The following is a 13,339-nucleotide window of genomic DNA, read 5'->3' as shown; positions in this document are numbered from 1 at the left end:
GCCGGTAACGTGGTAGAGGTTTTTTGCTGGAAACTCGATGAAATTGATTTGATTTTAAATGAGGTTAGGCGGAATCATTTGCAGGCGGAGCAGTGAATGACGCTGCTGTTTCTAAACGAGTTTCGGACCTTGGCGATGCTGCGCATCACTGTCTAATTCAAAAGCGTGACTCAAACGCGGGAGGTGCGCAAGATTGCAAACTTGAGCAACGTTTAGTTAACAAGCATACTGTGACCATTTTTGAGTAACCATGAAAAATTCAAAAATTGCAAAAGATAATTCTAGAATTAAGTCGAAAAATTCTCTTCAGAGATCAACTGAAGTTGGAAAAAGTGACGTTGTACGCAAACTGATTGGAGAAGTGCCACTTCAGACTAAAGCCCTTCAGAATGCAATTTTTAACAGTGTCAATTTTTCATGTATAGCTACAGATTCGACGGGTCTTATTCAAATTTTTAATGTCGGTGCTGAAAACTTGCTTGGTTTCAAAGCTGAGGAAGTTGTGGACAAGTTCACTCCAGCGGATCTGTCCGATCCGCAAGAAATTTCTTCGCGCGCCATGGCCTTAAGCACTGAACTCAACGCACCAATCAGCCCAGGATTCGAAGCGTTAGTGTTCAAGGCTTCACGAGGCATTGAAGACATCTATGAGCTAACTTACATTCGCAAAGACCAAAGCCGTTTTCCTGCTGTAGTTTCAGTAACTGCACTGCGAAATGATCAAGAGACTATTATCGGATATCTCTTGATCAGCACGGACAACTCTTTGCGAAAAATAGCCGAAGAACGACTCGCTTTATACTCGCGAATGGTTGAAAAAAATGAAAGATTTATACGATCAATAACAAGCAATATCCCTGGACTGGTATCGTACTGGGATAAAAATTTAATCTGTACATATGCCAATAAAGCATATTTTTCGTGGTTTGGAAGAACGCCAGAACAGATGATGGGTATATCTATCCGTGAGTTGATGGGTGATGCTTTATTCAGAATAAATGAGCCATTCATCGGTTCAGTTTTGCAGGGAGATTCGCCGAGTTTTGAGCTTTCCTTACGAAAATCCGATGGAAGCACTGGATATGCATTAGCTTCCTATATCCCAGACGTCCAAGATCACGAGGTATGTGGGTTTTCTGTTCTTATGTCGGACGTCACGGAACTCAAGACCACACAAATGGCGCTAACAAAGTCTGTTGATGAATTGGAAATCCTGGCTACCACCGACCTCTTGACCGGTATCGGCAACCGTCGTTATTTTTTTGAACGGTCTGAAGCTGAGATTTTGCGAAGCATACGTTATGATCTCCCATTAATTTTTCTCATGATCGATATCGACCACTTTAAATCTATTAATGATACGTTTGGGCATGATACAGGTGATCATATTCTAAAATCTTTGGCTACTACTGCTCAAAATATACTAAGAACAACGGATGTTCTTGGGCGCATTGGAGGTGAGGAGTTCGGTGCTCTGCTTATCCAGACAGGTATAGAAGAAGGCAAACACATAGCTGAACGTTTAAGGAAGTCGATTCAGGATATAGTTTTAAAAACGAATAATAGTAATATCCGTTTAACGGTGAGCATTGGTTTGGCTGTTTTCGAAGGACGTGAAGATTCTTTGGACGCGATCATGAAACGTGCAGATGTGGCTCTTTACAAAGCGAAAGAGTCTGGGCGTAACAGGGTATGTATTTTTGTCGAATCTTGATATTAATTCGTCCGAATTTAGGCTTTTAGCCGGGTAGCTTTCAGCTAGCAGTTGTATTTGTTTCTGCGGTAGTCCGTATCTGGGTCAACTCCCAAGTCATTCTCAAAAGTAGTGTGACATTGGTGAGGCTCCTAATCACCGGATGCGAAGACTGCGGTTCGTAGCTGGACTTTCAGTCCGCTGTTTCAAAACCCACTTGCCAACTATCGCCAGAAGGGCGATAATGTTATGTTTAGAAAAATAGCCACAGATTTGAGACAAATGCTTTCGCAGTGCGTGCGAGTTGTGCCGACCGGATCATGGATCATGGAGATATAAAAATGGCTAAGAAAAAGGCACCACCGAAGTCAAACCCCAATACAGGTTTCGAGCCTTCGGTAGAAACGCCCATTAGCGACCCAGTCCAGACCCCTGTACACTCTTTCCCCATCGTCGGGATAGGCGCGTCCGCAGGAGGCTTGGCGGCTTTTGAGGCGTTCTTCTCTGGCATGCCCGTCGATACCGATCCGGGTATGGCCTTTGTTCTTGTACAGCATCTGGCTCCTGATCACAAAAGCATTCTCACTGATCTTATTCGGCGCTATACTCGCATGCAGGTGTTTGAAGTAGAAGACGGAATGGAGGTGAAATCCAACTGCGCCTACATTATCCCGCCAAACCGAGATATGGCTTTTCTAAACGGTACGCTCCAACTTCTGGAGCCTTCTAGCCCCCGAGGACAGCGTCTGCCAATTGATTTCTTTTTCCGATCTTTGGCCCAAGATCAGCATGAGAAGGCGATCGCCATTGTACTTTCTGGAACCGGTAGTGATGGAACTTTAGGAGTACGCGCCATCAAGGGTGAGGGCGGAATGGTCATGGCACAGAACCCCGAGTCCACCGAGTATGACGGGATGCCTCGTAGCGCGATTTGTAATACTAGGCTACTTATTGGACATTTTCAAGGTACTGGTTGATGGTGTCGATGGGCCTGCGCCCCATGTTCCGATACCCTTGGTGAGGACGATTGTTGTTATAGTCGTCGAGCCAGTCGTCCAAGTCCGCCTGCAGCGATTCGACAGACTCATACAGGGTTGAGCGAAACGCCTCGCGGTAAAACTCGTCCAGGGCTGTCCTGTGAAATCGTTCAACAAAGCCATTTGTTCGGGGGCTTCTGATCTTTGTCCGACGGTGCTCGATATCACTCAACTCGAGATAAAGCTCGTAGGGATGTGATTCTGTTCCGCAGTATTCGCGGCCATTGTCTGTGAGAAGAGAAGAGATAGATAGATTTTTTTCTTGATAAAACGGAAGAACATCGTTGTGCAGAACCGCAACTGCCGCTTCGGGAACCTTGGCAGTGTGAAGAAATCCAAACCCATAGCTCGAATACGTATCGACAACCGTGTGCATGTAGACGCGGCCAACGCCCTTGAGACGACCGACATAATAGGTATCCTGGCACAAAAGCTCGCCAGGCCTTGAACTTTCCACATGCCGTTCCCGAAATGCGGGATTTTGCCTTTCGATGAACGCGACCTGCTCTCCAGTGAGTTCAATGGGCTCACCGGCACGTTTCTCCTCAAGCTTGAGCCAGCGGTCATATTTGCTGGCCATGCCGTTTTTGATGAGGATGTTCTGGATGGTGGGCGAACTGACGGAAATTCCGTCCAGTTTCAAGGTGTTGGAGAGACGGACGCATCCCCAGGCGGGATGATCGAGGCTGAAGGCCAAGATACGTTGAACCACCTCATCCGGCGTCGTCATGGGATGGCTCTTGGGGATAGGCGGCAGATCCTTGAGGCCTTCAATCCCGTGCGTCTGAAATCGCCGCTTGTACTCGTAGAACTGGCTGCGGTGCATGCCTCGCTGGCGGCAGGCCTCAGCGATGTTGCCAAGCTCCTTGGCCAACTCCAAAACGGAAAGCCTCTGCCGTGCGAGTTTTTCTTCGGCCTTCATTGGGGGGTCTCCTGGTCGTTTCGTACCCCAAAATCTGTCCGATGAGAAGCCTAGTTATTCACCTCATTATTTTGGAAATTGTCGAAGACGATCCGCGTGTTGTGGAAATAGGCCGCGTCCATGATGTCCGGCCACTCCAGGATGACGACCTTTTCCCGGTCGGCGGCGGGCAGCGTGGCCAGGGCCTGGCGGCAGGAATCCAGGATGACGTCGGATTGCCGGAAGGCCTTGCTGATGGCTTTTTCGACGTTGGCCTTGTCGAACACCTCGTTGTTGATCCGTTGCAATATGTCGACAACGAGCAGCGCGAAGCCGTCGCGACAGTGTTGCGCGCCCCAGGAGGCGAAGGCGGCGATATTTTCCGGGGTGAAGTATTTGTTGTTGATGCTGATGCCGAGGTACGGATTCCAGTTTCCGGATTCGATGGTCGCACGCGTCGTATTGAAGATGTCTCTGAATTCCATGAAAATCCCCTGGCTGCTGTTTGAGCGCACATCATGACCCGCCGCCCCGGGCCGGTTCACCAAGCGAACCGCTACCGTCACGGCGACGGACAAAGGCACCATAAACGTCTTTCGTCGGTTTTCCAACGGGCCTCCTGTAGGCAGGCAACCTGCGCCGCCCCGGGCAGAGGGCTACGCCGGAAGGGGGGCAAGAGCCCGGATGCAAGGGGGCCGCGGGCGCATTATTCAGCCTATTCCAGGGGATTTTCCTGCTGCCGGGCTGCCGCCTTGCTGAGGCCGCCAGCACGATCAGGGTGGTCAAACGCAGAGGCGGCGGCTGCGGTGATGACGTCGCCTCTGTTCGCAATAGACAGGTCACCTTTCCAGGAATTTCGCGATGAACCAAATGTTGGTCCGCTAGCCGGAGTCAACTCCAGGCGGCTTCTGCGGCGGTGACAAGTGTGGCATGTCCGGTGTACGCTTTCCCAAAAGATGCCCAGGTCGATGGCGGGCGGCGGGACAGGCGGCATGTTCTTCAGGGGGAGGTGCTGGCGTGGCCGGGCCGCAGGAATGGCCGGGCGGAGAGAGCGAGCTGAAATGGAAAAGACGACTACAGAAAACGCGGCGGGCATGACCCCGGAGGGCGGCAAGGACTTCTGGAACGAAAAGGCCAAGACCTTCCCCCGCTACGAGGCGGGCGAAGACAATTATGAAGCGGGCATATTGCGCACAATCCGGGAATACGGCGTGGATTTCCGGGGGCGCACCGTCCTGGACGTGGGCTGCGGCTGCGGCATGTACACCATCCGCCTCGCCATGGAGGCGAGCCACGTCACCGCCGTGGACATCTCCGAGCAGATGCTGGAAATCCTGCGGCATGATGCGGAAAGTCACAGGCTTTCGAACATCCGCTACGTTCTTTCCGGCTGGGAGGAATTCGAGGATCATGGCTGCTACGATGTCGTTTTCTGCTCCATGACCCCCGCCATCCACGACGACGCGACCAGACGCAAGCTGCTCCGCCATGCCCGAGGCTGGACCGTTTTTATGGGCTTTGCCGGACGCATGTCCTCCAATGTGCTCAACGGATTGTTCGCGCACTATCAGGTCACGCCAAAGGTTTTCAACAACGGCCCGGAGATGCGCCACTGGCTGGAGGATCAAGGCATCAGCCACATCAGCCGCCTCATTGAGGGGCAATGGGTTGTGCCCGCGACCCGCGAAGGCATGATCAGCTCCTGCACCGCCATGCTGATGCCGTACGGCGTAACGCCCGATCCGGAATATCTGAAAGAATACATCGAGCAATTCCGGACTGAACCGGATAAATACGTGGAAACCACCGATTATAGTATTGAACTGCTGTTGTGGGAAAAATAGCCGATACCATGCCGTGTCGCGTTTTGTGCTCTTTTTGAAGCAGAGAGCAATCGTTTTCGCCGATGGCAAAGCAGGGAAGTTTCGTCGCCAGCCGGACATAACGTGAATGTCCGCCTCCCCACCCAGCCACGCGCAGGTAGCGTTGCGCCCTTCTGGCGGCCTCTCCCGGGAACTGATATGCAGGAGCGGGCCATGCCCGCGTAGCGCGGGCCAACCGCTGTCCAACGGGGGCCGCGACGCCGCCCGGCGGCACGCACTCCAATCGCAGGGAAAACATGAGGTGTGTAGCATGGAAAACGCGCTCGTGATCATCGACATGTTAAATGACTTCCTCCTGCCGTCCGGGAGCCTCTATTTCGAAAAGGGACAGGCGGTGGTCGGCGCCATTGCCCGGCTCAAGGCCGCCTTTCGAGGCTGCGGCGTGCAGGTCGTCTATGGCAACGACGCGCATCCGAAGGATTCGCTGGAGTTTTCAGGCTGGAGCCCCCACTGTCTGGCGGGTTCGCCCGGGGCTCAGATTGTCCAGGAGTTGTCCCCGGAGGCGGGTGACATTGTGCTCTACAAGGATGCCTTGAGCCTCTTCGCTGATGGCGTTGCGCAGCGCATCCTGCGTGGCCTTGGCGTTTCCCACCTCTTCCTGGTCGGCGTGGCCACGGAATACAGCATGAAAAGCAGCGCTTTTGACGCGCTGGCCTGCGGACTGACGGTCACCATGGTTTCGGACGCCGTCGCGGGGGTGGATCTCCGAGAGGGGGACGCAGAGCAGGCCCTGGAGGCCCTGCGCGACGCCGGTGTGCGGTTTGTCACCACGCAATCCCTGATCGCCTCCCTACATTGAGGGCCGCGTCCGGGCCGTCGGCGGATTTTTCGCCACGATGGGGAGCGGGGGCCAGGCCATGGAAGCCGGGCCCGTGGGGGGCCAGTCAGGCCCGTCCTTCCCGGATTCGGGCTGCGAAGGAATGTTTCCCGGCCCAAGTATTTTGAGAAAACCCCTGGACAAGCTTTCGGCCCGGGCCTATATAGTAATCGTGTCCCAAGGCGGTTTTCGGTTGCAACCTCAACGGAGGCGAGACCATTGGGCAAGAGAGACGCGGAGATGGCCTTCTGAAGGAGAGCATAAACAGGCCGGTGAAACCGAAAAAACTGGCAAACTCAAGGTGGAGTAACCACCAGCTCTCCAGAATTGGCTAAGACAACTCCTAAAAAAAGCAAAAAACACTGAGTTTACCCCTACTGGCCCCGTCCATCATGGATGGGGCCTTTCTTTTTTGCCGTGTCGGCAGTCAGGAGGCAGTGATCCGATGCTTCCGCATTTGACAGGAATTGCGCCATCTTCTAAGCGATACGGAGTTTGAGAAGGCTTTTTTTCGCAGGATATGTACGGGCATGGAAGGGGCGTGGTGGGGGAGGCGGGCGGCGGCGGACCATCTCCCTGGGCGTCGGTACCCAGCCCATACGGACCAAGAGTTGGACACAGACAACCGGACGGAGGGAGCATGATCGACCCAAAAGACGCTGCGGGCCAGGGCGAATCGAAGACCCAGATCATCGGCCGCAGGACGTTTTTGCGTCTGGCGGTTTCCGGAGCCGCCGTCCTGGCCGCGCCGCTGCTCTGCGGCCAAGGCCAGGCCTGGGGCGCGAAACGGCAAACCCCCCTGCCAGACGCCATGGCCGCGCCTTCAGGCCCGAATTGCTCAGACGGCGACCCGGCCTCGTACACGGCCGCCACGGCGCAACGGGGCGGGATGTTCCTGCTTTTTTCCGACGTCCATTTCGACCCCTTCGCCGACCCGGCCAAGGTGTCGGCCCTGGCGGCCGCACCGGCCAGCGCGTGGCGCGGCATCCTGTCCGACTCCACCGCCGCGTACAGCCCCTATGGTCAGGACAGCAACGACGCCCTCTTCCAGTCCTTTCTCGACGACATGGCCCGCCGCGCGCCCAGGCCGGACTTTCTGCTCTACCCGGGCGATCTGCTGTGCCACGATTTCTGGACCACCTATCCCCGGCTGACCGGCGACGCCACGCCCGAGGGCCTGCTGACCTTCATCGCCAAGACCGCCGAATACTTCCTGGCCGAGGTGACAAGGCGATTCCCGGATGCCCCGCTGTACCTCGCCCTGGGCAACAACGACAGCTTCGAGGGGGACTACCGGATCGCCCCGAAAAGCCCCTATCTTTCGGCCACCGCGCCCCTTGTGGCCCGACTGGCGCTCAAGGACCAAGCGTCCCGCGCGCCCTTTCTGGACTCCTATCCGCACGACGGCTGCTACGCCGTGCCCCTGCCCGGGCCGGGGGGCGGCAGACTCGTGGTGTTCAACAACATCTTCTGGACCAAGCGATCCGGACGTGAGGCCGCCGGGAGGCGGGTGTTGGAGTTTTTGGACCATGAACTGGGCCAGGTAAAACGCCGTGGGGAGAAGGTCTGGCTCATGTCCCATGTCCCCCCTGGAGACAACTCCAAGGCCAGCGCGGCCAAGTATGTGAAAAAAGGCAAGGATGTTTTCGATCCCATGCTGACCGAGGCCTGGAACGACGCCCAGGCCGGTTTGATCGTGAAGTACGCCGCAACCATCAAGGCCAGCTTTGCCGGGCATGTCCACCGCGACGAGTTCCGATTGATGCGCCCTCGAAACGGCAACCTGCCGGTCGCCGCCATGCGGCTGGGGCCATCCATTTCGCCTGTGACAGGCAATAACCCAGGCTACCAGGTCTTTTCCTATGATCGGGAAAGCCTTGAACTGCTGGACATGACCACACACTATCTGAACATCGGCGCGGCCAGTCCGGCCTGGGCGACAGAGTACCAGTATTCGCAAACGTATGGTCGGGGTTTGCGCTCGGCCACGGACTGGCAGGAGATGTACCAGGGCCTTGTGGCCTGTCCGGCGCGGGGACAGGCGTTCGCACAGGGGTTTGACCTGCGAAGCGCCCACATCAATGAGGTCAACGGGCGCACCTTCCGCATATTCTGGGACGCCCTCAGCCTGAGCGTGGATTCCCTGTAAGGCTGCCCGGAGCGTCCGCCCAAGACCCGGAACACCTCGCTGCGCGCGCTCATGGGCCGGGCAGGCAAGTCGCCGTTCCCGGCGCCTCCGTTTTGTTCACTTGAAAGAGAATGGATATCCGGGAACGAGTGGACCGACTGCGAGCCTGCGCCGTCATGTGCAGCTGTGGGGGGGGGCAGCAACAATGTACCTGCGTTCACGGTTTGCAGGTCGAAGCGGCCTGAAACGTCAAGACTCCGGCGCCGCGATAAAAATATCTGTGCAAGATCGCTTTTTTATTATACACATTGGTGCAGATTCAAGCACGACGGATTGCACGGGCAGGGAATGCCTGCCGCAGACGGGAGGTTTCCCCGGACGGTACGCGTCATGGCCCGTGTAAACGTAATAAGCGGTTCGTGCCGATACCTTCGACTCTGAACCTGCTTGTGTTGCCTCACTGACAAAATGCATACGTGCTTTGTCAGAAAATAATAAGTATGTAACCGTCATGTTTGTGAAGTTTCAGTGTGCGAATTCCGGGGGATACGTAACGGATGGCGCATGCCTCGAAGGCGTGGCCGCAATCTGCCTCAAGTTTGCATGGCGACGTGTACCGGTGAATATCGTACGCTATGTGTATATGGTTGCATGAGACACGGTTTCAGGGGGATGAATGGGGTCGACACGCATAGAATTCCACTCTTCCATCCCTGCAATATCCGAAGAATGGCTCAGGCTGGAGAAGAGTCTCGCCAATCCAAGCATACAAAATGACTATGTGCTGCTCAACGCCTGGTACGCATGTTATCTGGCTGGCCGCAAACCAGCCTTTCTGTCCCTGTGGGACGGGAAGACGTGCCTGGGGCTGTATCCCTTCACGTTGGAAAGAAAGTATGGCGCAAAAGTATTCAATACACTTTACCATGAGTCATTCAGTATAAGTAAGCCGATTGTTGCGGCGGGGTATGGTGAATTTTATTTCAGGGAACTGATTCGCCTTTTACAGGAACAGCATGGCAAATGGGATGTGCTCAAATTCAGCAGCATCTATTGTTTTGAGCCTGAAGCGGGGTTGCTGGCGTCAGCATTTGAAAGCAACAACACGAAATTTTTTACGATTCATGATCGAACATATGTTGTAGAGATTGGAGATTCGTTTGAGGAATATTGTCAGACATACCTGTCAAAGAAAACTCGTGAAAATCTTGATCGATTAGAGAGAAAAATTGCAAAACAAGACAGCAAGTTTGTCTATTACATGAATTATGAAGCTCTTCCCCACATGGGACGATTTTATGAGATGGAGAACACGGGATGGAAAAAAGAGTCCGGTACAGCATTGTTAAACATGAAGGATAATCTTGTCTATTCCGAGTCGTTGATTCACGCATGCTGTCTTTCCGGAAAGTTTTTCATGGCTTTTCTTGAGATTGACGGGGTAAAAATTGCCGGACAGTACGGATATATCGAAGATGGGGTATATAACGGGTTAAGGACGGCATATGATAGAGACTATGCCATGTTTGGTCCGTCTGTCATTTTGATAGCGAGGACACTTCGTCTTTTGATCGACACTTTTCCGGACGTGAAGCTTCTGAATTGCTATCCGTTGTCGTATGGATACAAACAGAAATATGCACACGACAGATGTGAATGCAACACCCATGTTCTTTTCAGTAACAACATAAAAGGACAGCTTCTGTCCATGGCGTACAAAATTAAAATGTCGAAAAAGGCGACCACATAATTCTCAATATGCTCGTTTCACAATGAAGGCAGACTCTCTCCTGGAGCATGGATAATCGAACCTTCTTTTTCAGGCAGCACCATTTCCTCGATTGATCAAGCAGCACCCGAGTTCATTCTTTCATTCGCCTGGGAGGAAGCTACGTGTCCATTTTTTCCTGCACAAACGTGTGCGTCGAATTAACAGATATGCGAAGCGATTTGGAAGGTGCGCTATCACAGTGGAAGCATCTTTGCGACAAGAGCGATACGTCATATTATATTTCACATGGATGGATTGCAACATGGTGCACGAGTCTTGAACAAACGCAACAATTATACTTAATGCGGGTTTTGAAAGACGACGAGTGCGTCTATGCATGTGTTGTAACGACATCAAAAAAAATGCGCCAGGGGATCGTCCCGACGCGACTGGTGAGCGTGTATTCATGCGGCGATATCTATCTTGATTCCATTTGTGGGATATATAATCATTTCTTGAAGCTGAAAGAAGTAGGCATTTCAATCCGTGATGTTGTCAACAGTTTTCCGTTTGGATGGGATGAGTTTTATTTCCCGGGGGCTTCAACCCGGGACTTTCCAGGGAATGGTTTTTATGAATACGACGACAAATACATAATATATGACTATGACAAGCCTGCATACACTGTCGATTTGACAAAAGTCGGCAAGACGTTTGACTCATTCCTGTCGACGCTGTCCCAGAATACGCGAAGCCAGATCAAAAGGTCCATGCGGGCATATAAAGAATTCGGCGAGTTGCAGGTGCATGAAGCAGATTCGAGAGCATCTGCCAGGGAAATGCTTGAAGAAATGTACTATCTGGGCAGATTGAGAAAAGATGCCCAGGGAATCGTTTCCTCTCTTAATCCGTATGTCATCAAGTTCAATGACAATCTTCTGGAATCCAGATTCTCCTTTCATGAGATTCAGGTGTTGAAGATTACAGCAGGCGACAAAATCATCGGATACCTCTACAATCATGTGTACAATGGAACCGTTTACTTTTATCAGTGCGGATTTCATTACTCTGAAGACAATAAAATGCGCCCTGGCCTTGTCGCCCACACCCTGGCCATTGTTTACAATGCCAATAAGAATCATATGGTATACGACTTCGGAGCCGGAGAGGACAGATATAAGAAGAGTCTTTCAAACGGAAAGAGTAACCTTGTATGGGTGCGTCTTTTGAAGCCCACACTCAAAATGAAAATGTTTAAGACCTTGAAGACGTTCAAAGAGCAAAGCAGGGTTCTCCTCGGCGGATTTTTTTCCCGGACGCTGGGGAAAGATCGCGCCTCCCCCGGGAGGCGAAAGTGGTCCTTCGGGCCTGCACGGGGTGCAGGAGCAGGGCGGATGCCCGCGGGTTCAGAGGCTGATGGTGGTCTTGCAGGGCTTTCGCCTCGTCCGGATTTGTGAGAGAAGCATCCCAAGCAAGAACTGGGGGTGGATATGAAACAGTGTGTGACACGTATCCTTCGGAGAGTCGGTTTCTTGGTTATTGCGGTCTGCTGTTGTGCTGCGCATGCTGTCGGCGCCCAGCAACAGGATCCGGCGGCGGAAAGCATCCGCCAGACGTTCGCCCCGCTTCTCGCCGAATATTCGAAGATATTCCTTAGCGATGGCTCGCAGGACTGCATCGGTTTCGCACTCTCGAAAAACATCGTTTCGCCGCAACTGAAAGATCTGCTTCAGAAAGAACGGCTGTTGAGCAAAAACAATGACGGCATCGGGAACCTTGATTTCGATTTTTTCTTCAACGCCCAGGACAATGCCGGAAAGCCGTTGTCCATCGTCGGCATCGCCAGCCAGGGGGACACAGCCGTCATGCAGGTGAAAAACGGCTTTAAGGGTGAGAAACCCTACGATTTTTTGCTGGTCAAGGACGCCGGACGGTGGGTCATCGATGATGTGCGCTATCTCCAGGATGGCCAGCGTATTTCGCTGCGCGACATCTTGAGCCAACCGTGACGTGTCCTGGGTGTTTCCCGGGAACCCCGGCGAGGTTGCCGGGGGCTATCCGGATATGCCGGGCCTGCGCCGGGCGTAGCCTGCCCGGAAGGCCGTGAGCCCGACAAACGCCAGGACCAGCGCGCCCAGAACGGCCAGGGCGAAGAACGTCCATCGCTCCGGGTCAAAGAGCTCATACGGGGCGTAGTTGCCGAGAAAGGTGTTGTCCAGCCTGACCGCCTCATTGAGCGCAACGCCCCGGCTGGCGGCGAAGGCCCGGAATTGCTCTTCCGTGGTGGTGACGTTCACCGTGACGAGCGCCCTGGCGATGTACAGGACAAATCCCAGCGATCCCAGGCAAAGCAGGCCCCCCACGGGTTTTCCGGCCGGGGGGATCCAGATGGCGGCGACGGCCAGGGCGGCCATGCCCAGGGCGATGCCCGGCGGGATGTCGAAGGGAGCGGCCAGCAGGAAAAGGGATGCGGCCAGGGCCGCACAGGTGGCCGCCATCCGGCGCGGGACAGGAGAGGGACCGAGGGCGCGCCCTTCCTGCTTCTGGCGGTTCCGGCCCCGGGCAAATCCCCGTCTGATCCTGTCCGCCGCCTCAGGGTATGCCTGCGGCGGGCAATAGAGCCGGATCGGCTTGGGATTGCAGCGGGCGCGCAGAAAAATCACATGATCCTTCGGGTAGTACCTGACCGTGGACAGGTCCGCGAAGGCGATGCGGTTGTACTCCTCCGACTTGGCCAGAAGCCCTGCGCCCGTCAATCCAGGTCTTCGCGCCAGCACGCCCAGGGCGACCGCGAGCCGGTTGCTTGTTTTGACGCAGCCGGAGAGCACGGTGAAGGTGACGGCGTCTTCGTCAATCTCGAAGCGGTAGCGGAACCTGCCGCCGATGACGAGCATGATCAGCAGAAAGAGCACGGCCACCGCGCCGGTCATGACCAGGGCGAAAACGGCCATGCGCCCGGCCGCGTCCCAGTCGCCCTGAAAAATCATGATGGAAGAGAGCAGCAGGCACATCGCGCTCCCGGCAATACTCATGACCGTGACGAAATCGGCGAGCACGAACCGATCCGTGAGGATGTGCCGCGCCTTCCATTCCCAGGACAGCGTCGCCTCCCGTTCTCCTGAGTCCCGGCCGCCATCCTCGTCCCGGCTGCCCATGGTGTCCCCCCTCG

At 54.3% G+C, this 13,339-nt stretch carries 11 protein-coding genes; 8 read left to right on the top strand and 3 right to left on the bottom strand.

Annotation, left to right across the window (positions count from 1 at the left end):
• Nucleotides 1-250: 250 nt before the first annotated feature.
• Nucleotides 251-1,714 (top strand): sensor domain-containing diguanylate cyclase, encoded by a 1,464-nt coding sequence (locus GD606_RS10425; RefSeq protein WP_163303359.1) that lies wholly within the window; start codon nt 251-253, stop codon nt 1,712-1,714.
• Between the two features lie 320 nt (nt 1,715-2,034).
• A complete protein-coding gene (locus tag GD606_RS10420; protein ID WP_246298739.1) occupies nt 2,035-2,670 on the top strand; it encodes a chemotaxis protein CheB in 636 nt (211 codons plus the stop codon).
• Here GD606_RS10420 and GD606_RS10415 read toward each other — a convergent pair.
• Together GD606_RS10415 and GD606_RS10410 are read right to left on the bottom strand one after the other, a co-directional pair.
• Entirely contained in the window at nt 2,642-3,652 is a 1,011-nt protein-coding gene (locus GD606_RS10415) for an IS481 family transposase (RefSeq protein ID WP_163304069.1), read from the bottom strand. The genes GD606_RS10420 and GD606_RS10415 overlap by 29 nt on opposite strands.
• Before the next feature lie 50 nt (nt 3,653-3,702).
• On the bottom strand, nt 3,703-4,116 hold the full coding sequence (locus GD606_RS10410; protein WP_163304009.1) for a hypothetical protein: 414 nt from the start codon (nt 4,114-4,116) through the stop codon (nt 3,703-3,705).
• Nucleotides 4,117-4,692: 576 nt separating this feature from the next.
• Here GD606_RS10410 and GD606_RS10405 point away from each other — a divergent pair.
• From GD606_RS10405 to GD606_RS10380, 6 genes are all read left to right on the top strand, one after another.
• Entirely contained in the window at nt 4,693-5,475 is a 783-nt protein-coding gene (locus GD606_RS10405; RefSeq protein ID WP_246298738.1) for a class I SAM-dependent methyltransferase, read from the top strand.
• A gap of 289 nt (nt 5,476-5,764) precedes the next feature.
• Nucleotides 5,765-6,313: a cysteine hydrolase family protein gene (locus GD606_RS10400; protein WP_163304010.1), complete on the top strand. Its 549-nt coding sequence runs from the start codon at nt 5,765-5,767 to the stop codon at nt 6,311-6,313.
• A gap of 658 nt (nt 6,314-6,971) precedes the next feature.
• Nucleotides 6,972-8,480 carry a metallophosphoesterase gene (locus tag GD606_RS10395; protein ID WP_163301587.1) on the top strand — a complete coding sequence of 503 codons (1,509 nt, stop codon included), beginning with the start codon at nt 6,972-6,974 and terminating at the stop codon, nt 8,478-8,480.
• 655 nt (nt 8,481-9,135) lie between these two features.
• The gene (locus GD606_RS10390; protein WP_163301586.1) at nt 9,136-10,209 is read left to right on the top strand and encodes a GNAT family N-acetyltransferase; all 1,074 of its coding nucleotides are present in this window, start codon (nt 9,136-9,138) and stop codon (nt 10,207-10,209) included.
• Between the two features lie 143 nt (nt 10,210-10,352).
• On the top strand, nt 10,353-11,627 hold the full coding sequence (locus tag GD606_RS10385; protein WP_163301585.1) for a GNAT family N-acetyltransferase: 1,275 nt from the start codon (nt 10,353-10,355) through the stop codon (nt 11,625-11,627).
• A 33-nt stretch (nt 11,628-11,660) separates the two neighbouring features.
• The gene (locus GD606_RS10380) at nt 11,661-12,179 is read left to right on the top strand and encodes a DUF3828 domain-containing protein (RefSeq protein WP_163301584.1); all 519 of its coding nucleotides are present in this window, start codon (nt 11,661-11,663) and stop codon (nt 12,177-12,179) included.
• 45 nt (nt 12,180-12,224) lie between these two features.
• Here GD606_RS10380 and GD606_RS10375 read toward each other — a convergent pair whose 3' ends face one another.
• Nucleotides 12,225-13,325 carry a hypothetical protein gene (locus GD606_RS10375; RefSeq protein ID WP_163301583.1) on the bottom strand — a complete coding sequence of 367 codons (1,101 nt, stop codon included), beginning with the start codon at nt 13,323-13,325 and terminating at the stop codon, nt 12,225-12,227.
• Nucleotides 13,326-13,339 lie beyond the last annotated feature (14 nt).

The sequence above is a fragment of the Desulfolutivibrio sulfodismutans DSM 3696 genome (assembly GCF_013376455.1).
Taxonomy (GTDB): domain Bacteria; phylum Desulfobacterota; class Desulfovibrionia; order Desulfovibrionales; family Desulfovibrionaceae; genus Desulfolutivibrio; species Desulfolutivibrio sulfodismutans.
Note: the sequence above shows the minus strand (reverse complement) of the source record. Positions and strands in the feature narration are given on the sequence as shown.